The sequence below is a fragment of the Tardiphaga sp. OK245 genome, assembly GCF_900108575.1.
Lineage (GTDB): Bacteria > Pseudomonadota > Alphaproteobacteria > Rhizobiales > Xanthobacteraceae > Tardiphaga > Tardiphaga robiniae.
Window position 1 is genome coordinate 1 of record NZ_FNWZ01000004.1, and the last position, 21,230, is coordinate 21,230.

Annotated in this window: 18 protein-coding genes; 11 read left to right on the plus strand and 7 right to left on the minus strand. The window is 62.9% G+C overall.

The features are described from left to right. Positions 1 to 244 precede the first annotated feature (244 nt). The 3 genes from BLW80_RS18595 to BLW80_RS18605 form a co-directional block, all read right to left on the minus strand. On the minus strand, positions 245 to 1,831 hold the full coding sequence (locus BLW80_RS18595; protein ID WP_089268035.1) for an MFS transporter: 1,587 nt from the start codon (positions 1,829 to 1,831) through the stop codon (positions 245 to 247). Continuing rightward, complete coding sequence (locus BLW80_RS18600; protein WP_093759162.1) at positions 1,818 to 2,999, minus strand: HlyD family secretion protein; 1,182 nt, start codon at positions 2,997 to 2,999, stop codon at positions 1,818 to 1,820. The genes BLW80_RS18595 and BLW80_RS18600 overlap by 14 nt, the downstream gene beginning before the upstream one ends. Positions 3,000 to 3,125: 126 nt before the next feature. Then, positions 3,126 to 3,818 (minus strand): MarR family winged helix-turn-helix transcriptional regulator, encoded by a 693-nt coding sequence (locus BLW80_RS18605; protein ID WP_170849726.1) that lies wholly within the window; start codon positions 3,816 to 3,818, stop codon positions 3,126 to 3,128. Positions 3,819 to 3,961: 143 nt separating this feature from the next. Between BLW80_RS18605 and BLW80_RS18610 the strand changes: the two genes are divergently transcribed. Together BLW80_RS18610 and BLW80_RS18615 are read left to right on the plus strand one after the other, a co-directional pair. Next, positions 3,962 to 4,543 (plus strand): amino acid synthesis family protein, encoded by a 582-nt coding sequence (locus BLW80_RS18610; protein WP_093759164.1) that lies wholly within the window; start codon positions 3,962 to 3,964, stop codon positions 4,541 to 4,543. Positions 4,544 to 4,592: 49 nt separating this feature from the next. Beyond that, positions 4,593 to 5,792, plus strand: a complete 1,200-nt coding sequence (locus BLW80_RS18615) for an amidohydrolase family protein (RefSeq protein ID WP_093759165.1) — start codon at positions 4,593 to 4,595, stop codon at positions 5,790 to 5,792. A gap of 247 nt (positions 5,793 to 6,039) precedes the next feature. Here the strand turns inward: BLW80_RS18615 and BLW80_RS18620 are convergent, their stop codons facing one another. Continuing rightward, positions 6,040 to 7,548: a 4-hydroxyphenylacetate 3-hydroxylase family protein gene (locus BLW80_RS18620; RefSeq protein WP_093759166.1), complete on the minus strand. Its 1,509-nt coding sequence runs from the start codon at positions 7,546 to 7,548 to the stop codon at positions 6,040 to 6,042. 187 nt (positions 7,549 to 7,735) lie between these two features. Between BLW80_RS18620 and BLW80_RS18625 the strand changes: the two genes are divergently transcribed. The 6 genes from BLW80_RS18625 to BLW80_RS18650 all read left to right on the plus strand — a co-directional run bounded on the left by BLW80_RS18625 (position 7,736) and on the right by BLW80_RS18650 (position 13,342). Then, positions 7,736 to 8,407, plus strand: a complete 672-nt coding sequence (locus BLW80_RS18625) for a MarR family winged helix-turn-helix transcriptional regulator (protein WP_158596773.1) — start codon at positions 7,736 to 7,738, stop codon at positions 8,405 to 8,407. 448 nt (positions 8,408 to 8,855) lie between these two features. Then, positions 8,856 to 10,082: an ABC transporter substrate-binding protein gene (locus BLW80_RS18630; protein ID WP_170849727.1), complete on the plus strand. Its 1,227-nt coding sequence runs from the start codon at positions 8,856 to 8,858 to the stop codon at positions 10,080 to 10,082. Positions 10,083 to 10,171: 89 nt separating this feature from the next. Next, positions 10,172 to 11,050 (plus strand): branched-chain amino acid ABC transporter permease, encoded by an 879-nt coding sequence (locus BLW80_RS18635; RefSeq protein ID WP_093759168.1) that lies wholly within the window; start codon positions 10,172 to 10,174, stop codon positions 11,048 to 11,050. Next, positions 11,050 to 11,886, plus strand: a complete 837-nt coding sequence (locus BLW80_RS18640) for a branched-chain amino acid ABC transporter permease (RefSeq protein ID WP_068738541.1) — start codon at positions 11,050 to 11,052, stop codon at positions 11,884 to 11,886. The genes BLW80_RS18635 and BLW80_RS18640 overlap by 1 nt, the downstream gene beginning before the upstream one ends. Then, a complete protein-coding gene (locus tag BLW80_RS18645) occupies positions 11,883 to 12,635 on the plus strand; it encodes an ABC transporter ATP-binding protein (protein WP_093759169.1) in 753 nt (250 codons plus the stop codon). The genes BLW80_RS18640 and BLW80_RS18645 overlap by 4 nt, the downstream gene beginning before the upstream one ends. Beyond that, positions 12,635 to 13,342, plus strand: a complete 708-nt coding sequence (locus BLW80_RS18650; protein ID WP_093759170.1) for an ABC transporter ATP-binding protein — start codon at positions 12,635 to 12,637, stop codon at positions 13,340 to 13,342. Before BLW80_RS18645 ends, BLW80_RS18650 begins: the two co-directional genes overlap by 1 nt. 183 nt (positions 13,343 to 13,525) lie before the next feature. On the opposite strand, the gene BLW80_RS18655 is transcribed toward BLW80_RS18650, so the two are convergent. Together BLW80_RS18655 and hydA are read right to left on the minus strand one after the other, a co-directional pair. After that, positions 13,526 to 14,632, minus strand: a complete 1,107-nt coding sequence (locus BLW80_RS18655) for a DSD1 family PLP-dependent enzyme (RefSeq protein WP_170849728.1) — start codon at positions 14,630 to 14,632, stop codon at positions 13,526 to 13,528. 8 nt (positions 14,633 to 14,640) lie between these two features. Beyond that, the gene (hydA, locus tag BLW80_RS18660; protein ID WP_093759172.1) at positions 14,641 to 16,107 is read right to left on the minus strand and encodes a dihydropyrimidinase; all 1,467 of its coding nucleotides are present in this window, start codon (positions 16,105 to 16,107) and stop codon (positions 14,641 to 14,643) included. A 99-nt stretch (positions 16,108 to 16,206) separates the two neighbouring features. Here hydA and BLW80_RS18665 point away from each other — a divergent pair, with 99 nt between their 5' ends. Beyond that, a complete protein-coding gene (locus tag BLW80_RS18665; protein ID WP_170849729.1) occupies positions 16,207 to 16,866 on the plus strand; it encodes an aspartate/glutamate racemase family protein in 660 nt (219 codons plus the stop codon). A gap of 266 nt (positions 16,867 to 17,132) precedes the next feature. Here BLW80_RS18665 and BLW80_RS18670 read toward each other — a convergent pair whose 3' ends face one another. Continuing rightward, positions 17,133 to 18,062 (minus strand): N-carbamoyl-D-amino-acid hydrolase, encoded by a 930-nt coding sequence (locus BLW80_RS18670; RefSeq protein WP_093759173.1) that lies wholly within the window; start codon positions 18,060 to 18,062, stop codon positions 17,133 to 17,135. Positions 18,063 to 18,274: 212 nt separating this feature from the next. Here BLW80_RS18670 and BLW80_RS18675 point away from each other — a divergent pair, with 212 nt between their 5' ends. Further along, entirely contained in the window at positions 18,275 to 18,817 is a 543-nt protein-coding gene (locus BLW80_RS18675; RefSeq protein ID WP_089268047.1) for a DUF4142 domain-containing protein, read from the plus strand. Positions 18,818 to 18,897: 80 nt separating this feature from the next. Continuing rightward, complete coding sequence (gene katE, locus BLW80_RS18680; protein WP_093759174.1) at positions 18,898 to 21,015, plus strand: catalase; 2,118 nt, start codon at positions 18,898 to 18,900, stop codon at positions 21,013 to 21,015. Positions 21,016 to 21,230: the final 215 nt, after the last annotated feature.

A 21,230-nucleotide genomic window follows, 5' to 3' on the forward strand; every position in this document is an offset into this window, starting at 1 on the left:
AAACCTGATGGAGATATTGTCAACGGGATATAGGAATAAATGTTTAGGCGCTGTCTTGCCGCCCCACACTGTCATTCCCCGGCAAACCAATTGGTTTGCCTGAGGGCGCGGGCGCACCTTCGCGCACGCGAACCCGGAATCCCAGCATGTTCAGCGCAAAACAGTCCGAGATTCCGGGTTCGCGCTCTGCCGGCTTCGCCGGCGACGCACGCCCCGGAATGACGAGTCAGGTCGCCTCGTCCCCTCACCCCCGCGGCTTCGGCGTGAACGGGCCCTTCGGCGCATTGCCGATCAGCGACACGACGATCAGCGCTGCCATCGCGAACCAGAAGGTGAGCCAGAAGCCGTCGATATAGGCCAGCGTATTGGCTTCGCGCTGCACGAGGCTTGCGAGCGTGCCGATGCCGCGCGCTTGTGCGAGACCCTCGCCATGGCTGGCGAAGCGGCCGGTGAGTTTGGCAAGAATGCCGACGACATCGGCATCGCCGCTGGCGACATGCTGGCCGAGCAGATTCGAATGGATCTGCTCGCGCACGCGCAGCCAGGTGCCCATCAGCGCAATACCGATCTCGGCGCCGCCGAGTCGGAAGACCTGGATATAGGCCGCAAAGGCGGTGGCGCGCGACGGATCGGAATTCGACAGTGCGATGATCACGATGGGCAGCAGCGTGAAGCTCTGCCCAAGCGACTGCAACATCACCATCGGGATGAAATCGCCAAGCGCCCATTCATGGGTGAGCTGCGTGCCCAGGAGGGCGGCGGCGGCGAATGCCGCAAGGCCAATGATCAGCGTCAGCTTCACGTCGTAGTAGCGAATGAGCCAGATCGACAGCGGCACGAGTACGATCATCGGCACGACGGCATAGAGCAGAAACAACATGCCGGACTGTTCCGGCCGCAACAGCGCGATGTTGGTGAGAAAATTCGGCGCCAACGATGAATTGGACAGGCTGGTCATGGTGTAGAGAATGATCGTCAGCAGCGCGAGACCGATATTGCGCGACAGCAGCACCTCGGCATGCGCCCATGGCCGTTTGACCACCGACTCATTGATGAAGAAGCCGACGGTCAGGACCGTGCCGCCGCCAAGCAGCGCCACCACGGTACCCGAACCCAGCCAGTCCAGCCGGTTGCCCTGATCGAGCCCGGCATAGATCATCGCCATGCCGGTGCCGAGCAAGAGCATGCCGCCCCAATCCGCCTCGCACAACACGAAGCGGTTGATCGGCTCGCGCGGTGTGCCGAGCCAGACGAACAGCGCCAGCAGCGGCGCGATGATGACATCCTGCCAGAACATCCATTGCCAGCCGATGTGGCTGACATAGAAGCCGACCAGCGCGGTGCCGGAATTGAGCGAGAAGCCGACGCGAATGGAATAGATCGCAATGGCCGGTAGCCACCACTTCATCGGCAGATTGCGGAAGATGATCAGCAGCGTTGCCGGCACGAAGGTGCCAAGCAGCATGCCGTGCACGATGTTCAGCACCAGCAGCAGATTGTAGTCGCGCACCAGCGGGATCACCAGCGAGATCGCCGCATAGACCAGAGCGGGAATGCCGAGCACGCGGCGGAGCCCGAACACGGTGGCCATCCAGGCCACCGCAGGCGCGATGAAGATCTGCGACGCTGTTCCGGCGGTGGAGAGCCACGCGCCTTCATCGAAACTCAGCCCCAACGCCCCGCGCAGATCGGCGAGGCCGATGGAGAAGATACGCGTATCGAAATTGGCGAGGAATGCGCCGAGCAGCACCGCGCCGACCGCAAAGATCGGATGATGCGAAACGCCCCCGGTCGAGACCGGGCCGCTTTCGATGACCTTACTTTCCGCCATTGCCGGCCGCCGGCGCGTCGGTGTTGATGCTCGCGGTTACCGACATGCCCGGCAGCAACCGGTCGAGCAGCGGCTGTCCCTTGTCGAGCGTGATGCGGACCGGCACGCGCTGCACGACCTTGGTGAAATTGCCGGTGGCGTTATCCGGCGGCAGCAAAGCGAATTGCGATCCCGACGCCGGCGAGACGCGCTCGACACGCCCGCGCAGCGTCTCCGCGGAGAATGTATCGACCACGATGTCGACGGGTTGGCCGGGCTTCACGCGCGTGAGCTGCGTTTCCTTGAAATTGGCGATCACATAGACGTCCGGCAGCGGCACGATGCTGATCAGGCTCGAACCGATATTGACATAATCGCCCGGCTGCACCTGACGCTCGCTGACCACGCCATCGAAGGGCGCCACGATCTTCGTATAACCGAGGCGTAGTCTGGCGGCATCGAGCGTCGCCTTGGCGCCGAGCAGATCGGCGGCGCGCTGCTTGCGCGTGCCGGCAAGCACTTCGAGCTGATGCTTCTGCGCGGCGATCACCGCGCCGCTTGCCTTCACGTCGGCCTGCGCCTTGGCATAGGCGGCGGTCGCCTGTTCGAAGCGCTGCCGCGTGCCGGCCTCGGTCTGCGTCAGCGAAGCCTGACGTTCCCGCTCCTGCTGCGCCTGCACTTCCATCGCCTGCGCAGACACACGCTGCGCCTCGGCCTGCGCGATGGTGGCGTATTGCAGCTCGACCTGGTTGGCGAGATTGTCCAGCGCCGCCTGCGCACCGGCGACGCCGGCCTCGGCCTGTGCCACCTGCGCCTCGTAATCCGCGGGATCGATCTGGATCAGGAGATCGCCGGCTTTGACGTGCTGGAAGTCGCTGACGGCAACGGCTTTCACCGCACCGGCCACGCGGCTCGACAGCCGCGTTGTCTGCGCGCGGATATAGGCATCGTTGGTGGTTTGCACCGCGCGGTTGCCCATCCAGATGTCCCAGCGGGTGGTGGCCAGAATGATGAAGACAACCGCGGCAGCAACGGCCAGCAGCGGAATCGCAAGACGACGCCACGCCTGCTGCGCGGGTGTCAGCGCTGCAGGCTGTGCGGGCGGTTGCGCAGCCGGTTGCGCCGGTGTCGGCGCAGGAGGTTGTGACGGCGCCGGTTGCGGCGTTGGGGATGCATCAAGCTGGGACATGTCTTCCTCGCAGCGACCTGAGTGACATTATGTCTCATGTCGTCGCACCCGATTCAATCGCCCGATATCGGCAATCCATACCGGTGCCGCAGCATTCGGGTTCGATTCGTACCAAAGACCGCAGATTTATATCTTTTTGCGGCGTGCCGGTTTGTCGCCGCCATCAGATGGCGCCGGAGTATCCGGACCACGCGGCTGCAGATAGCGTTGCAGCGCAATGGCGCGCTCGCTGGATTCGACGAGTCGCTCGACGCTCCCTAGCAATTGATGAAATTCGTCCGCGTTGAGACAATCGAACTGCACGTCATTGACCTGACGCTGCGTGGGATTGAGGCTTACGAGCAGCGCATCGCCGGCCTGCGTCACCATGAGACGCAGGCGCCTGCGATCGGCGGGATCGACGAGCTTGTCGAGCAATCCCATCTGCTGCAGCTTGTTGGACACCGTGGTGACGAAAGCGCCGCTGAGATGCAGATGCGCTGCGAGTTCGCGCACGCTGACATCGCCTTCAGCGGCCAGATATTTGACCGAGATCAGCACGGTGTATTCGATCCCGGCCAGGCCGATCGCGGCGGCATGCCCCTCACGCACGGTCTCGTGACGCGCGAGGAACGCCAGCAATGTGTGCACGAGTTGCCGGAATGCATGATCGGAGCCATCGACCAGCAGCGCCTTGCGCGACGTGGTCAGCGCCGGAGCCGGAAGTTTTGCCTTGAGCGCGGTTTTGGCTCCCGTCTTCACTGCGGGCTTGGCCGCGGCCTTTTCGGATTTACGCAGCGCCGGCGTCTTGGAGAGCGGCGCAACCTTGGAACGAGACATACCGCTTCCCAGTGAACGATCCGCTACAGGATTGGCTGGCGCCCCCTGCTTCGTCAAGCGATTCTGCATACCTTCTTAACGAAGCTATTGATCAAATGCATTTACTGGGTCAGGATCGGCGCCAAATCTGACGGGAGAACATCATGAAACTCGATATCAGGCGCCTGCTCTGCTTCACCGACCACAAGGAGGTCGAGGCCGGCCACCGGCACGACCAGCCGCTGCGCCGCGTCGCCGCCGTGGCCATCGTCGCCAATCCCTATGCCGGACGCTATGTCGAAGACCTCTCCGAGGCAATTGCCGCCAGTGTCGAGGTCGGCGCCGTGCTGGCCAAGCTCGCCGTCGAGGCGATGGGATCGTACAAGGTCGAGAGCTACGGCAAGGGCGGCGTCGTTGGCCTCGGCGGCGAACTCGAACATGCCAATGCGATGCTGACCACGACTTTCGCCACGCCGCTGCGCGAGGCCGTCGGCGGCGCCGAAGCGTGGATCCCCTCTTTCACCAAGCTCGCCGCTCCCGGCTGCCTGATCGACGTTCCCCTGGCGCACAAGGACGCGCTCTATGTCCGCTCGCATTACGACGGCGTCTCGGTGACGCTGCCGCCCGACGCGCCGGCCGTTGACGAAGTTGCGCTGATCGTCTGCCTCGCCAATCGCGGGCGGCTCAATGCGCGGGTCGGCGGGTTGAATGCCAGGGATATCGGCGGCAAGGACGGCTTGCGCTAGGCTGCGGCTTTGTGCGGCCTTGGACGGCCTTGAGATTGCGGAGACGAATATGAAAACGGCCATCGTCAATATCGGCACCATCGTCACCGGTGATCTCAAGGCGCCGTTCGCCGACGGCGACGGCATCCTGATGCAGGACGGCCGCATCAGCGCGATCGGCACGCTGTCATCGGACCAGGTGTCATCGGCCGATGTGGTGATCGACGCCGCCGGCACCACGGCGATTCCCGGCCTGATCGACAGCCATGTGCATATCACCTTCGGCGATTACACGCCGCGGCAGCGCGTGGTCGGTTATCTCGAAAGCTACGTGCATGGCGGCACGACGACGTCCATCACGGCGTCGGAAGTGCACGTGCCCGGACGTCCCAAGGATCCCGCCGGCGTGAAGGCACTGGCGCTGGCCGCCCGCGCCTGTTTCCTCGACTATCGCCCCGGCGGCATGCGCGTCCATGCCGGCTCGATCATCCTTGAGCCGGGACTCACAGAGGCTGATCTGGAAGAACTGGTCAAAGCGGGTCTGTGGCTCGCCAAGGCCGGCTTCGGCGCATTCGAGACACCGTTCGACTACGCGCCCTTGATGCTCGCCGCACGCAAGCTCGGCATGGTCACCACCATGCATACCGGCGGCTCATCGATCCCCGGCTCATCGGGCATCTGGGCCGAACATGTACTGAAGTCCAATCCAAGCGTCTCGTTCCACGTCAATGGCGGACCGGTGGCGATGCCGGAAGCCGGCTTCGCGCGGCTCGTCAATGAGAGCGACATCGCGCTACAGCTCTGCACCGCCGGCAATCTGCGCACCGCCCTTCTGACGGCGAAGCTGCTCGACGAGGCCAAACAGCCGGAGCGCCTGCTGATCGCGACGGATACGCCGACCGGCAGCGGGATCATGCCGCTCGGCATGTTCTACACCATCAGCCATCTCGCCAGCCTGGGCGGCATGCCGCCCGAACAGGCGATCGCCGCGGCGACGGGGAACAATGCGACGGTCTACCGGCTCAACAGTGGGTTCCTGAAACCCGGCAAGGATGCCGACGTGGTGCTGATCGACGCCTGCGCCGGCGGCTCGCAGGACGATGCGCTGTCGGCGCTCGTGAATGGTGACGTGCCGGCGGTGAGCGCCGTGATCACCGACGGCGTGCCGCGCTTCGTCGGTCGCAGCCGGAACACGCCGGCGGGGATGCGTAATGTGCGCGTGGCGGAGACGAGATTGCCGCGGGATTTCTCGGGCGCTGCGGCGCATTGATTGGGATTGCAGGGAAGCAGCGGCACGCACGGTAGGCTCCCTCTCCCCGCATCTTGCGCGGGGAGAGGGGTGGGGTGAGGGGCGAGGCACAAGACCCGCCGCATTTAATCCCCCACAGATCGGCACGTTCTCCGAACTGCACATACTGCGCTTGCGTTGAACACCGAGAATGGCCCCTCACCCGCCGCGAAGACGCGGCGACCTCTCCCCGCAAAGAGCGGGGAGAGGTTAGGCAAGCAGCTGCGCTTTAGTTGCTGCCCTTGAATTCCGGCAGATCATATTTCGCCGTCATCTTCTCCGCCATGCCCGCCGCGCGCTCCCAGTCATAGGTGCGGTAGCTGTGGCCGCGGGTGACGAACTGGGCACCGGCATAGAACATCTCATACTGCAGATGGCGCGAGGCGAATTCGGAGCCGACGGCGTCCCAGGTCAGCTTCAGCAGCTTGACGCGGTCCTGGCCCGACATCGCCGGCGAGATTTGCGTCAGCCCGATAATATCAGCGATCTCCGGATTGCTGAAATCATCCACCGAGGACGGCAACATCAACAGCGCGCCACCGGCAAGTTCGCGGATGGCGCTGATGATCTGCGGATACATCTCCTGCGACTGCACCTGCGCCGCATAGAGCAGATGCTTGTTGGGGAGGAAATAGTCGCCGCGCATCGCGCCGCCGGCTTCCATGCCGAGCACCATGCCCTCGATCAAAGCTGCCTGCGAGGCCAGCTTGCCGAGCACATCCACCACCGGCGGGAAATTGATGGTGCCGATGGTCTTGGCGATGCCGCGCGCGAGGCCGACCAGGAAACGCAGCTTCACCGACAGGCGGATCTGCGCCTGATAGTTCTGATAGACATGGGCCGGCGTGTCATGGAGCTGGGCGCGGCACATATCGGTGTTGCGCAGCAGGAACACGCGCTCCCACGGCACTTTCACGTCGTCGAAGAACACCAGTGCGTCGTTCTCGTCATAGCGATAGGCCAGCGGATTGTCGTATTCGTTTGGCGCATGGGCCTCGAACGATTTCCGCGACAGCATCTTGAGGCCCTTGGTGCCCATCGGCAGCGCGCAGGAAAACGCCAGATGCTCCTCGCCCGGCCGCAGCGGCTGGCCGGAGCCGACGAAGATCTCGTTGGCCATGATGGCTGACGTGGCGAACAGTTTGGCGCCGCGGATGGTGATGCCCGACGCATCCTCGTCGACAATGTGCGCGACCATGTCCTGCGCATTCTTACCCTGATCGCCGAACGCCTTGGAGCGATCGCCCTGCACGTTGTTGATCACATAGGTCAGGAACAGGTCGCTCTTGCGGGCGTAGTCGTACCAGTCGCGGAACGCCTGCGCGCGTTTCGGATCGTAATTGTCGAACACCTCGATGCCCATCATCATGCCGGACATGGATGAGGCCACGTGATCGGGCGAGCGGCCGAGGAAGCCGCCGGACAGTTCGGCCCATTCCACCAGCGCCTTGCGACGCTCGACCAGTTCCGCGTAGCTCGTCGGCAGTTGCCAGGCGCGATTGACGCGGCGGCCACCACCGACATCGAAGGTCATGCGTTCGATATTGGCGGGGTCGGCCTGATAGTCGTACAGCGCGCCGGCCGAGGCGACCGCATGGCGATAGGCCGGATGGGTCGAGACGTCGTCGACCTTCTTGCCGTCGAGATAGACCGCACGGCCGTCGCGCACAGCGGCGACATGCTGGGCGCCAGTCTTGACGCCGGCAACTGCCGCCCCGGATCCAAATGCCTTGTTCATCACTCTTCTCCGTCACCTGCTGCCGGCCGCGTGCCGGTCATCACTATTAATAGCTATCATCCGAAGCTATTTTAAATCCGTTGTCAAGCGGACCTGTGGCATTCGCACACTTGCATCATTCGTCGCGATTGCAATTACCGCGCGAAGCCGCCAAGCTCGGGCAAGTTTTGATACATGGGATCATCACGTGGCCAAATCCGCAGCGCGCTCCACTTCGATCGGCAAATCAGTTGGCAAGGAGATCAGCAAGAAGCCTGCCACAGGCCGGCCGGCGTCCCGCGCTGCATTGACGGTCTCCCGTCCGGAGCTGCTGGTGGACGGTTCGGACGCCCAGTTCCGCCGCCTGGTCCACAGCCTGTTCGGCTTCCTTGTCCGCCACCAGACCTTGCGCGAAGGCCATGCCGCCGTCATCGGCCTCGCCGGCATCGAATACACGACCTTGATTTCGATCCGGCACCTGTCGGCGCAAGGCGACGTCCATGTGCGCGCCGTCGCCGATCACCTGCATCTGAGCGGCGCCTTCGTCACCACCGTGACCAACAAGCTCGAAACCAAAGGGCTGATCACCAAGACCTCGCACACCGGCGACCGCCGCCGCATCAGCCTCGTGGTGACACCGCATGGCGCCGAACTGCTGGAGCGGCTCGCGCCGACTCAGGCACAGGTCAACGACGTGCAGTTCGGCTGCCTCGGCACCCGCGAATTCCACCAGTTGCTGGACATGGTGCAGCGGCTCGTCGATTCCAGCGACCGCGCCATTGCGTTGCAGCGTTATCTGGCCGACACCAATGTGAAGCAGCTCTCGCCCGAGGCGCAATCGATCGCCGTCGCCAAGCGCGGCAAGCCGCGCAAGGGCTGAATCCGGTCTGCAATCTGACCCGCGTCAGGACCGGCGGTTGCACCCGGCCAAGGCCCCGGGGATAGCCACTGCCCGCGCCGCCATTGCTGCGACAAAACGGCACCGGGGGAGCGTAGCCCCTTCCCGCCCAAGGGCGACGCGGGAATCAGCCGCGACGCGCCCGCAACACCAAACACCCGTGAAACAGGCAATTGCGCGCATTCCCGCCAGCTTCGAATTGCTGCATTTCCGGGCCGCACTGCCGCATAAATTAGCTTCTTAAGAGAACTATTTTATAAAGATACTCAGAATGACGATTGTCAAAGCCTGAAATTTATTGGACGATCCGACCAACGCTGTCATTCCGCTGTCACAGCTGGCGATGGCACATGGCGTGCATAGAAATCTTTATCTGGATTATGCTGCGGATCACTGCAGCAAAAGCATCAGCAGAAGAGGACGATCGTCGATGTCACGGATCAAATCGAATTTGCCGCGCGTATTAGGCACAGTTGCCGCCGTCACGCTCTCCGCCATGGTTGGCGGTCAGGCATGGGCGCAGGAAATCGCCATCGGCGCGGTGGTGCCGAGCTCCGGTCCGTTCGCCGAGTGGGGCCGCAGCAACACCGTGACGCTGAAGATGCTGGAACAGCAGACCAACGATGCCGGCGGCATCAATGGCGCGAAGCTGAAGATCACCATTCTCGACGACGCCGCCAAGCCGGCGCAGGCCGCAAGCTCGCTGCGCAAGCTGGCGGGCGACGAAAAGGTTCTCGCCGTGGCCGGTCCGCTGACCTCGAGCGCTGCCGAAGTGACCTTCCCGGTCGCCAATGAAATGAAGGTGGTCTCCACCTCGCAGGCCTCCTCGAAGCCGGGCGTGGCGAAGCTCAACCGTCCGTGGGCTTTCCGCAACACCATCGACGAAGGCGTTCTCGCCAAGACCACCGTGCCGTTCTACAAGAAGGCCTTCAACATCAAGACCGTCGCCGTGATCTTCGACGCCAAGGACGCCACGGCGTCCACCGTCGGCAAGGTGATCATGCCGGCCGTGCTGAAGGCCAATGACATCATCGTCGCCAACGAGAACGATCTGCTGTCGTTCAACACCGGCGACCTCGACGTCTCCGCACAGGTCACCAAGCTGAAGGCCCTCAACCCTGACGGCGTCGTTGTCAGCGCCGATTACAGCCAGGCCATCACCGTGCTGCGCGAAATGAAGCGCCAGGGTCTGATCAAGCCGGTGGTCGGCGCCACCCAGTTGATCTCGTCGGCGATTCTCAAGGCTGCGCCGGAAATCCCGGTGATCGCGCCCGCGACCTTCTATGCCACCATGACAGGCCCGGCACCCGAGAAATTCACGGCCACCCTGACGCCGCTGCTCCGCAAGGAATCGGGCCTGCCAAAGGACATCGAGCCCTCGATGTATGACGCCAACATCTACGAGATCGTCTCGATGTATATCGACGCGATCAAGAAGACTGGCGTCACCGGCAAGCCGGCCGATCTTGAAGCCGACCGCACCAAGATCCGCGATCACCTTGCCAAGCTCGAAGGCTTCGCCGGTCTCGGCGGCCCGATCGGCTTCAACGACGACGGCGACGCGATCAAGGCCTTCTACGTGCTGCAGGGCCAGAACGGCGCCTGGGACACCAAGGTCAAGGGTTGCAGCTCGGCGCCCGGCCACCCGGCCTGCTGATCTCTCACATTATCCACGCCGCTGCGGCCGGGAAGTCCTCCCGGCCGCAGTCATGATGACGACCACCTGATTTAACGATTGCAATCCCCATGCTGATACAGCAACTCGTCAACGGCCTGACGCTCGGAGCGGTCTATACGCTGCTGGCGCTGTCGTTCTCGCTCGTGATGGGCATTCTCGGCATTCTCAATCTCGCGATTGCCGAACTCTTCATGATCGGCGGCTATCTCGGCTTCACGCTGATTACCGCAGGCTTCCCGCTTCCGGTCGCCGTGCTCGGCGGCATGCTCGGCGCAGCCGTGATCGCCATCGCCATTGAGAAGATCGGCTACCAGCCGCTGCGCGACGCGCCGCTGGTGACGCCGATGCTGTCGACGCTGGGTTTCTCGATCATCCTGCAGAACGTCGCCACCAACATCTGGGGCTCCGATCCTGCCCAGCTCCCCGACGAGTATTTCGGCAAGCAATATACGCTCGGCCCGGTCAATATCGGCGAGATGCAGCTGATCGTTCTCGTCGCCACCGTCGTGCTGGTCGCGCTGGTTGCCTATATCGTGCAGAAGACCCCGATGGGCCGCGCGCTGCGCGCCGTGGCCGAGAACCGCGAGGTCGCACGAATCCTGGGCGTCTCCGCTGACCGCCTGACCATGCTGGCCTTCATCCTGTCGGGCTCGCTCGCCGGCGTCGCCGGCGTATTGATCGCGCTGCATTACGGCACCATCACGCCCTATCTCGGCGTCGAGATCGGCCTCAAGGCCATCGCCGTGATGGTGATCGGCGGCACCCGCCAGATCTGGGGAGCGCTGGTCGCGGGTCCCTTGATCGGCATCGCCGAAGTGCTGACCGTCGCCTACGGCGGCTCGCAGGTGCGCGACTTCGTCGTCTACGGCTTCATGATTTTGATTTTGTTGCTGCGTCCACAGGGCCTGCTTGGCGGCGCGCGATCCGATCAGGGGCAGCGCGTCTGATGTCGACCTATTACGCAAGCCTGCTCGCCGAGTCCGGCATTCTCCTGCTCGGCGCACTCAGCGTCTATATCATCCTCGCCACCGGCCAGCTCTCGCTCGGCAATGGCGCCTTCATGGGAATCGGCGCGTATCTGTCGTCGTATCTCACCGTCGCGCTGAACGTACCGCTGACGCTGGCCCTGCTGATCTCGGCCATCGCCGCCGGCATCATCGGCGCCATCGTCGCCTTCCCCGCGCTGCGCTTGAAAGGCATTTATCTCGCCATGGCCACCGTCGGCTTTGGCGAAATGGTGCGCAGCTTCTTCCTCAATTTCGACGCCATGGGCGGCTCCGGCGGCTATCGCGGCATGCAGCACATCTCGGTCGGCTATGTCTGGCTGTGGGCCGGCGGCATCCTGATCGCCGTGATGCTGCTGGAGCGCTCGCGCGTCTGGCTGGAAATGCAGGCGGTGCATGACGACGAGACCGCCGCGGGCCTGATCGGCCTCAACACCACCGTGACCAAGATCGGCGCCTTCGGTGTCGGCGCCGCCGTGGCCGCCATCTCCGGCGGATTGTTCGCGCATCACAATGTCTATATCGAGCCGGCCAATTTCGGCTTCGATCGCTCGATCGAATTCGTGCTGGCCGTGATCCTCGGCGGCTCCACCGTCGGACCGGGCTCGCTGGTCGGTTCGCTGCTGCTGGTGTTCCTGCCGGAATTCCTGCGTCCGATCGCCGACTGGCGCCTCGCCGCCTTCGGCACGCTGCTGATCGTCGTGCTGCTGGTACGGCGTCAAGGCATTCTCGATCGTTCGCTGATCCGCACACTGACCTTCCGGAGGGCCGCGGCATGAGCACGCCCCTGCTTCAACTCACCGGTGTCACCAAGACGTTCGGCGGCATCCACGCGCTGTCCGGCATGGTCTGCGAAGTGCCGGAAGGCAAGATCGTCGGCGTGATCGGCCCGAACGGCGCCGGCAAGACGACGCTGTTCAACACGATCACCGGCGCCTATCGCGCCGATGCCGGCGAAGTGAAACTCAAGGGCGTCGATGTCACGCAGTGGCCGTCCTATCGCATCGTGCGCGAGGGCATCGCGCGCACGTTCCAGAACATCCGTCTGTTCGGCAGCATGACGGTCTGGGAACATCTGCTGGTGGCGCAGCCGCATAGCGAAAGCGCGTGGCGGCGTCTGCTGCCGATCGCCTGGGCCAATCCGGCGGCGCAGGAACGCGCCGAGGAAGTGATGGCGTTCTTCGGCCTCACCGAACTGCGCGACCGCCCGGCGAAATCCCTGCCCTACGGCATCCAGCGCAAGGTGGAGATGGCGCGCGCCGTCACCGCCAGGCCGAAGCTGCTGCTGTTGGATGAACCCGTCGCCGGCATGAACCACGACGAGGCCGAGGAAATCCGCGCGCTGATGATCCGTCTGCGCGACACCGGCCTCACCATTCTGCTGATTGAACACGACATGAATTTCGTGATGCGGCTCTGCGACTATCTCTATGTGCTCGATTTCGGCGTGCTGATCGCCGAAGGCAAGCCGGAGGAAGTGCGCACCAACCCGGTTGTCCTCGACGCCTATCTCGGAAAGGACGACTGATGCTCACCATCCGGGGCTTGCAGGTCCGCTACGGCGCCATCACCGCGGTGCGCGGCGTCGATCTCGACATCAAGCAGGGCGAAATCGTGGCTTTGCTCGGCGCCAATGGCGCCGGCAAGAGCACGATTGCGCGTTCCATCGCCGGGCTTCTCCCATTCCAGGGCGACATCACCTATCAGGGGGAGAAGCTCGTGCCGAATGCCGCCGAGAAGAATCTGCGCCGCGGCATCGCGCTGGTGCCGGAAGGCCGCGGCATTCTCGCGCGCATGACGGTCTATGAAAATCTGCTGATGGGCATCTACACCCGTCCGGACAAGAGCGAGGCGATGGCCGATGTCGGCCGGATGCTGGAACGCTTCCCGATTCTCGGCAAGCGCCGCGACGGTCTCGCTAGTCTCTTGTCGGGCGGCGAACAGCAGATGCTGGCGATCGGGCGTGCACTGCTGTCGAAGCCAAAGCTGCTGCTGCTCGACGAGCCCTCGCTCGGCCTCGCGCCGCTGATGACCGATACGCTGTTCAAGATGATTGCGCAGTTTCGTGACGAAGGCCTCACGGTGCTGCTGGTGGAGCAGAAGGCGCGGCAGACGCTGAAGATCGTGGACAGAGCCTATCTGCTGGAAACTGGCCGCGTGGTGACCTCAGGCACGGCGCAGGCGCTGATCAATGATCCGACATTGTCGGAAGCGTTTCTGGGTGGGGCGCACTAACGCAGTACTTGTCTTAGCCACACTCTGTCATTCCGGGGCGCGGCCGACTCTTGTCGGACGCGAACCCGGAATCCCGAGATAGTTGAAACGCCCGGGAGCCAAACACTCCGAGCTTCCGGGTTCGGCACGTCGCCTGCGGCGCCGAGCCGCCCCGGAATGACGAGTGTAGGGCAGCACGCGTGGCTACGCCCCATACCGCGCCATCACCGGCCAGGTCTCCACGCCATTATTATGCCCAACCACCTGATACGCCGCGTGCAAATTCACCGTGGGATCGCAATGCGTGGTCAGCAGCAATACGCGACTGCCGAGTTTCGGCGCTTCCGCGCCTGATGGCATCGTGATCATGCCATGTTCGTCGCCGCCGAAGCGATAGGTCGAACCTTCCGGCACACCCAACATCAGCGACGGCACCGGGCCATTGAAGGCCATCGCCTTGACGCCGGCATCCACGGTGAATTCGCCGGCACGATTGACCGACGTGATCGTCGCGAGAATGAACAGACTTGGATCGTAAGGCAGCGCACCACCCTCGTGCTCCAACTTGCCGTAGTCGGAATCCATGAAGACATAGGAACCGACCTGCAACTCGGTGAAAGTGCCCGTTGCATCATAGGCGCAGGCGCCCGTGCCGCTGCCGGTCACGATCTCCGCCTTGATGCCAGCTTCCGTCAGCACATGCAGATGCTCGTCGAGCATGGCCCGCACGCGCGCAGCACCTGCCCTGCGCTCCTGCGAGTCGATCATGTGCTGCACATGACCGGCAAAGCCCTGAATGCCGCCGAATGTCATGCCCGGCGTGGCTTCGATCAGTCGCGCCAGCGCGAGCGTCGATGCCGTATCGACCACACCGGTGCGGCGCTGGCCGACATCGATATCGATCAGCACCTGCAGAGGACGGCTGCCGGCATCGAGCAATTCATGCAGCACGTGAATCTGGTCGGCGTAATCGACGACGATGCTGATATCGGATTGGTCGGCGACAGCGGCGAGACGCGCGAGCTTCGGTCGGTCGGCCACCGGCGTGGTCAGCAACAGCCCTGTGATACCGGCCTGCGCAAAGGCCTCGATCTCGGCGACCGTCGCGCAGGAAATGCCGACAGCGCCAGCCTCGATCTGCATCTGCGCGATACGCGTCGATTTGTGAGTCTTGGCATGTGGGCGAAGCGCAACGCCGTTCGCTTTGGCGAAGTCGGCCATGGCCGTGATGTTGCGCTGAAGAGCAGACGCATCCAGCACCAGCGCAGGCGTCTGGATATCCGCGAAGGCCGGCAGATTGGGATCGAGCATGTTTGGCATCACAGCAGCTTCGCGCCAAAGTTCTTCGCCGGGTCCATTTCCGCAGCGAGTCTGCCTGACGGCGTCGCGGCCTTGCCGCCCTCGCGCAGCATCAGGCGTCCCTCGCCCAGCTTGCTGGTGAACGTATCGCCATCGACCAGCACGCGGCCGCGTAGCAGAACCTTTTCGGGCCAGCCGGTGACGGTGCGGCCGGAGAACGGCGAGAAGCCGGTGAGATCGTGCATCATCTCGTCCGAGAGCGTGACCTTGCGGGCGGGATCCCAGATCGCGATGTCGGCATCGTTGCCGATGGCGATCGAGCCCTTCTTCGGCAGGTTGTAGATCTGCGCCGGCGCGGTCGATGTCAGCTCGACGAATTTCGACAGGCCGAGACGACCTTTCGACACCATGGCGTCGAACAACAGCGGCAGGCGAACTTCGAGGCCCGGCAGACCGTTGGCGACCTGCTTGAAGGTCGGATTCGGCCCGGCGCGGAGCTTGCCGGTCTCGTCATAGCGATAGGGCGCGTGATCCGACGAGATCAGTTGCAGATCGCCGAGGGCCAGCGCGTGCCACAGCGCCTCCTGATCGTCTGACGTGCGCGCCGGCGGGCTGCACATCCACTTCGCGCCTTCGGCGCCGGGCTTGTCCATGTCCTCGGCGGTGAGGAACAGATATTGCGGGCAGGTCTCGGCGAAAATCTTGACGCCGCGGCCGCGCGCCTCGCGGATCACGGCGGCGCCTTCGCGCGTCGAGACGTGGAAGATCATCACCGGCTGATCGAGCAATTCGCTGAACGCAATCAGCCGCGTGAAGGCTTCGGATTCCGACACGCGCGCATGGCTGACAGCGTGATATTTCGGCGCGGTATAGCCCTTGTCGATCAGGCGCTTCACCATCCAGGCGATGACGCCATGATTTTCGGCGTGAACGCAGACCAGCGCCTTCGCTTCCCGCGCTGCGGCGAGGATATCCAGCAGCTTCTCGTCGTCGACCTTGAGCCGGTCATAGGTCATGAAGATCTTGATCGAGGAATGGCCTTCCTTGACCAGCGACGGGATGTCCTCGGCAATCACCTTGTCGGTCACATCCGACACGATGATGTGGAAGGCGTAATCGATCATCGCGCCTTTCTTCGCCAGCGCCGTGTAGTCGGTCACGACCTCGCGGACATCCATGCCGACATGCTGGGCGGCAAAGGAGATCACGCTGGTGGTGCCGCCAAAAGCTGCAGAGCGCGTTGCGCTCTCGAAGGTGTCGGCATTCATGATGCCCGCGGCGGAGAGCTGTTCGATATGGGCATGGGCATCAACGCCGCCAGGCAGCACCAGCTTGCCTGTTGCATCGATCTCCGTCTTGCCGGCTGCAAGCCCGCAGCCCAGTGCCACGACGGTCTCGCCGGTAATACCGACATCGGCGGCAAATACATCGCTCGATGTGGCGACGGTGCCACCGCGGATTACGAGGTCGTAGACGGGATCGGACAAGGGCAGAACTCCAGGGATGAGATCAGATATGCGAACATTTTACAGGCTTTGACGGTCGGCACTTTCCGGTAATACTGCTGTCCTGACAAGGAGCCGAATATGCAGCCCCGCAAGAAGATTCTGGTGGTCAATCCGAACAGCAATCCGCAGGTGACGCGCAACCTCGCGGAGGCGTTGCAACCGGTGATGTTCGAGGCCGGGCCCGAGATCGAATGCGTCACGCTGGCGGAAGGACCATTGGGCGTGCAGACGCAGGCCGATCTCGAAAGCGTCACGATACCGCTGAGCCGGCTGGTCGCCGCGGACAATTCGGCCGATGCCTTCGTCATCGCCTGCTATTCCGATCCCGGCCTGCATGTGTGCCGCGAGGCGACGCAGCGTCCGGTGTTCGGCATCGCCGAATCCGGCGTGCTGACCGCGCTGTCACGCGGCGACCGCTTCGGCGTCATCGCGGTGGCGCAGGGCTCGATCGGCCGGCACATGCGTTATCTCCGCCAGATGTGCCTGATGGATCGCTTCGCCGGCGAACGTCCGCTCAACATGAGTGTGGCGGAAGCGGCTTCCGGCGACGACACGCTGGCGCGTATGATCAAGGTCGGCCGCCAGTTGAAGGACGAGGACGGCGCCAATGCCGTGGTGATGGGCTGCGCGGGCATGTCGCGTCATCGCAGCGCGCTCGAGGATGCGCTCGGCATTCCGGTGATCGATCCGACCCAGGCTGCGGTGAGCATGGCCATCGGCACGGTGATGTTTCAGTAAGTTTGAGCTCCGGCAGTGAGCTCCCTCTCCCCGCTCTTGCGCGGGGAGAGGGGTGGGGTGAGGGGCGAGGCACGACCTCGGCCGAAACTCGGCAGCAATGCACTGCTCAGTGAGCGACACGAGAATCCGACACTAACGCGATTGCGGTGAACCGCCCCTCACCCGCCGCGAAGACGCGGCGACCTCTCCCCGCCTAGCGAAGCTTCGCTTCGCCCGGGAGCGGGGAGAGGTTAGGTCAGCGCTTCTCGTCGATTTAAGAGCGTCACTTACTCCGGCGGCAGGACCACGCCGGTCTGGCTGGTGATCCGGCCATAGTGCTCGATGCGGCGGTGACGCTTGAAGTCGAAGATCGTGTCCTTGCCGAATTTCGTGTCGTCGAGATCGACGGTGCAGACCAGCAGCTCATCGCCTTCGGTCTTGGCTTCGGCGAGAATGACGCCATTGGGATCGACGATCAGCGAGCCGCCGATCAGGGGATGACCGTCTTCATCGCCGGCCTTGGCGACCGCGACGACGAAGGTCGAGTTCTGATAGGCGCCGGCCTGCACCGACAGGCGATTGTGAAACAGGCGCTGCTCCGGGCCCTCGACCGACTTCTGCGAATTCACCGACGGCGTGTTGTAGCCGAGCACGATCATCTCGACTCCCTGCAGGCCCATCACGCGATAGGATTCCGGCCAGCGGCGGTCGTTGCACACCATCATGCCGAAGATGCCGCCCAGCGCGCGGAACACGGGAAAGCCAAGGTCGCCCGGTTCGAAATAACGCTTTTCCAGATGCTGGAACGCACGCTCGGTGTCGAATTCGACATGTCCGGGCAGATGCACCTTGCGATATTTGCCGACGATCTTGCCGGTCTTGTCGGTGAGGATCTGGGTGTTGAAGTGATGGCCGTCGGGCGTCAGTTCGGCGTAGCCGATTGACAGCGCGATACCGGCCTTGGCGGCGGCGTCGAACAGCGGCTGCGTCGCAGCGTTCGGCATTTCCGACTCGAACCAGGTGTCGACCTCCTTCTGGTCGGTCATGTACCAGCGCGGGAAGAAGGTGGTCAGCGCCAACTCCGGATAGACGATCAGATCGGCGCCCTTCCCTTTGGCTTCGTCCAGCAGCGCCAGCATGCGCTTGACCACGGCCTCGCGGCTTTCGGCTTTCTGAATTGGGCCCAGTTGGGCAGCGGCGACGGTAAGCTTACGCATAAAATTATCCGGGTTCGAGTTGCGTGCGGTTTGTACCAGAACCGAAAGCAATGATCGAGCCAACACGAGGCCCTTCCGGCACGGTTGGGACCGGGCGGCCCAGACAGGCCTGATCCGGGCCTTCGCCCCCATGACTCATTTGGTCCGGAACACAACACGATTGATCCGGTTGTGCTGACACCTGATGCCCTCGTCCAAACAGTGGAAAAATCATGAAACGCCGCACCCTCATTGCCGCGAGCCTGTTGCTCGTGTCCTCCGCCCTCGCCCCAGCCGTTTACGCACAGTCCGTCGGCGAAAAGACGGGCGTCAATTCCGTTCTCGGTGTCAGCCCGAGCACCCCTGATTTCGTCAAGCAGGTCGCGATCAGCGACATGTTCGAGATCCAGTCCAACACGCTGGCGGAAAGCAAGGGAAATGCCGCCGAGAAATCCTTTGCAGCCATGATGGTGAAAGATCACACCAAGACCAGCACCGAGCTGAAGGCGATGGTCAGCAGCGGCAAGGTTAAGGCCGAACTTCCGGCAGCGCTCGACAGCGCGCATCAGAGTAAGCTCGACAAGTTGAAGGAACAAAGCGGCGCTGACTTCAGCAAGAACTTCAATTCGGTCCAGGTCGACGCCCACAAGGACGCGGTTGATCTGTTCGAGCGCTACGCCAAAAGCGGCGACAATGCCGAATTGAAGGACTGGGCCGAAAAGACGCTGCCGGCGCTGAAGCATCACCTCGAAATGGCGCAGAACCTCGGCAAGTAGCGCCTGCCCAATGCCGAACTCCCTGAGGCCCGTGAACGCAATCGCGGGCCCTTCTCCCGGTAACTTCTGCGAGACATCCCATGGCCAAATCATCGATGCCCAAAAGCGGCACCACCAATGCAACGATTCACGATCAGACGCTCATTCGCGGTGAAGGCGGCGAACTCCATCAGATCGCCGGACCAGATGACGCGTTGCTGACGACGGCCCAGGGCGGCCCGGTTTTCGACGATCAAAACTCGCTCAAGGCCGGATCGCGCGGACCGACATTGCTCGAGGATTTTCACTTTCGTGAAAAGATCTTCCATTTCGATCACGAACGGATTCCCGAACGCGTGGTCCATGCACGCGGTTATGCCGCGCATGGCTTCTTCGAAAATTACGGTTCACTGGCCAAGCATACCCGCGCAGATCTGTTTCAGCGCGCAGGCGAGCGAACCCCCGCCTTCGTTCGATTCTCGACGGTCGCGGGCAGCAAGGGCTCGTTCGACCTCGCACGCGACGTGCGCGGCTTTGCCGTCAAACTCTATACCCAAGAGGGCAACTGGGACCTGGTCGGCAACAACATCCCGGTGTTCTTCATCCAGGATGCAATCAAGTTTCCCGATCTGGTTCATGCAGTGAAGGAAGAGCCCGACAGCGCCTTCCCTCAGGCGCAGTCGGCGCATGACAACTTCTGGGATTTCATTTCGCTGACGCCCGAAAGCATGCACATGGTCATGTGGCAGATGTCGGACCGAACGATTCCCCGCTCTTTCCGCTTCATGGAGGGGTTCGGCGTCCATACGTTCCGCTTCGTAAACGCCAAGGACGAATCGACCTTCGTCAAATTCCACTGGAAGCCGAAGCTCGGTCTGCAATCGGTGCTGTGGAACGAGGCCGTCAAGATCAACGGCGCCGATCCGGATTTTCATCGCCGCGACTTGTGGAGCGCTATCCAGTCCGGCGACTATCCCGAATGGGAGCTGCGGGTGCAGCTGTTCAACAACGAGTTTGCTGACAAATTCGATTTCGACGTGCTCGACCCCACCAAGATCATCCCCGAAGAACTCGTGCCCCCGATCGCTATCGGCCGTCTGGTGCTGGACCGCATGCCGGACAATTTCTTTGCTGAGACTGAGCAGGTCGCGTTCATGACGCAGAATGTTCCGCCCGGCATCGACTTCACCAATGACCCGCTGCTGCAAGGCCGCAACTTCTCCTATCTGGATACACAGCTGAAGCGACTCGGCAGTCCGAACTTCACCCATATCCCGATCAATGCTCCGAAATGTCCGTTCGGACATTTCCAGCAGGATGGACACATGGCCATGCGCAACCCGGTCGGTCGCGTCAACTATCAGCCAAATTCGTTCGGTGTAGGCCCGCGCGAGTCAACCGCCAAAGGCTTCAAGACATTTGCTGACATAGAGCAAGGCGCGAAGCGTCGGCTGCGCGCGGAGAGCTTTGCGGATCACTACAGCCAGGCACGGCAGTTCTTCATCAGCCAGACCAGGGGCGAGCAACACCATATTGCCGCAGCGCTGACTTTCGAATTAAGCAAAGTGAAGACGCCGGTGATCCGCGAGCGCATGGTCGCGCATCTCTTGAACATCGATGAAGGACTGGCCAACAGGGTCGGCACCATGCTGGGTCTTCCGACGATGCCGAAGCCTGCTGACGCGGCGATGCCCACGCGGCAGGATCTGGCGGAGTCGCCAGCGCTCAGCATTGTCGCAAATGGCCCGCAGCGTTTCGAGGGCCGCAAGCTCGGCATCCTCGTCACCGACGGGGTCGATACCAAGCTGCTTGCCGCCCTGCAAGGCGCGGTGACGGAGGCCGGCGCAACATACGAGATCATTGCGCCAAAGGTGAACGGGGTTGAAGCCAGCGATGGCAGCCTGGTCGCCGCCGACCAGATGATCGATGGTGGCCCGTCCGTTCTCTATGACGCAGTCGCCGTGCTCCCGGCGGAAGCCGGAATCGACGACCTCTTGCAGGAATCAACCGCCCGCGACTTCGTCACCGACGCCTTTGCCCACTGCAAGTTTATCGGACATTCCGAGGCCGCCGAGCGGTTGTTCGCCAAGGTGGGAATCGCGGACGACCTCGATGAAGGCGTCGTTGCGCTGGGCAGCGCCGACGACGTGGCGGGCTTCATGGACAAGCTGGCCAAGCTGCGGCTCTGGAGCCGCGAACCGAGCGTCAAGATGCGCTGAAACGTGCAGTTGCCCGCCCTGTGTGCGGGCCGGCATAACTTTTGAGCAAAGCTTTCAGATCGAAGCAATGGCGCGGCATTTTATGCTGCGCGATTGCCATGTCTTGCAAGAATTCTCTGAGCCGCCGCAGCATTAGGGAATGACTTGGCCGCCGGTTATGCCCTAGGTTGCGCGGGCTATGCGCTGGTTCCATCTGCGCAGGCACGACGCAGGAG

What these genes read in the sequence shown, in the direction of transcription:
- BLW80_RS18595 (WP_089268035.1), bottom strand. Translation starts at nt 1,831, where the DNA reads ATGGCGGAAAGTAAGGTCATCGAAAGCGGCCCGGTCTCGACCGGGGGC.
- BLW80_RS18600 (WP_093759162.1), bottom strand. Translation starts at nt 2,999, where the DNA reads ATGTCCCAGCTTGATGCATCCCCAACGCCGCAACCGGCGCCGTCACAA.
- BLW80_RS18605 (WP_170849726.1), bottom strand. Translation starts at nt 3,818, where the DNA reads ATGTCTCGTTCCAAGGTTGCGCCGCTCTCCAAGACGCCGGCGCTGCGT.
- BLW80_RS18610 (WP_093759164.1), top strand. Translation starts at nt 3,962, where the DNA reads ATGAAACTCGATATCAGGCGCCTGCTCTGCTTCACCGACCACAAGGAG.
- BLW80_RS18615 (WP_093759165.1), top strand. Translation starts at nt 4,593, where the DNA reads ATGAAAACGGCCATCGTCAATATCGGCACCATCGTCACCGGTGATCTC.
- BLW80_RS18620 (WP_093759166.1), bottom strand. Translation starts at nt 7,548, where the DNA reads ATGAACAAGGCATTTGGATCCGGGGCGGCAGTTGCCGGCGTCAAGACT.
- BLW80_RS18630 (WP_170849727.1), top strand. Translation starts at nt 8,856, where the DNA reads ATGTCACGGATCAAATCGAATTTGCCGCGCGTATTAGGCACAGTTGCC.
- BLW80_RS18635 (WP_093759168.1), top strand. Translation starts at nt 10,172, where the DNA reads ATGCTGATACAGCAACTCGTCAACGGCCTGACGCTCGGAGCGGTCTAT.
- BLW80_RS18640 (WP_068738541.1), top strand. Translation starts at nt 11,050, where the DNA reads ATGTCGACCTATTACGCAAGCCTGCTCGCCGAGTCCGGCATTCTCCTG.
- BLW80_RS18645 (WP_093759169.1), top strand. Translation starts at nt 11,883, where the DNA reads ATGAGCACGCCCCTGCTTCAACTCACCGGTGTCACCAAGACGTTCGGC.
- BLW80_RS18650 (WP_093759170.1), top strand. Translation starts at nt 12,635, where the DNA reads ATGCTCACCATCCGGGGCTTGCAGGTCCGCTACGGCGCCATCACCGCG.
- BLW80_RS18655 (WP_170849728.1), bottom strand. Translation starts at nt 14,632, where the DNA reads ATGCTCGATCCCAATCTGCCGGCCTTCGCGGATATCCAGACGCCTGCG.
- BLW80_RS18665 (WP_170849729.1), top strand. Translation starts at nt 16,207, where the DNA reads ATGCAGCCCCGCAAGAAGATTCTGGTGGTCAATCCGAACAGCAATCCG.
- BLW80_RS18670 (WP_093759173.1), bottom strand. Translation starts at nt 18,062, where the DNA reads ATGCGTAAGCTTACCGTCGCCGCTGCCCAACTGGGCCCAATTCAGAAA.
- BLW80_RS18675 (WP_089268047.1), top strand. Translation starts at nt 18,275, where the DNA reads ATGAAACGCCGCACCCTCATTGCCGCGAGCCTGTTGCTCGTGTCCTCC.
- katE (WP_093759174.1), top strand. Translation starts at nt 18,898, where the DNA reads ATGGCCAAATCATCGATGCCCAAAAGCGGCACCACCAATGCAACGATT.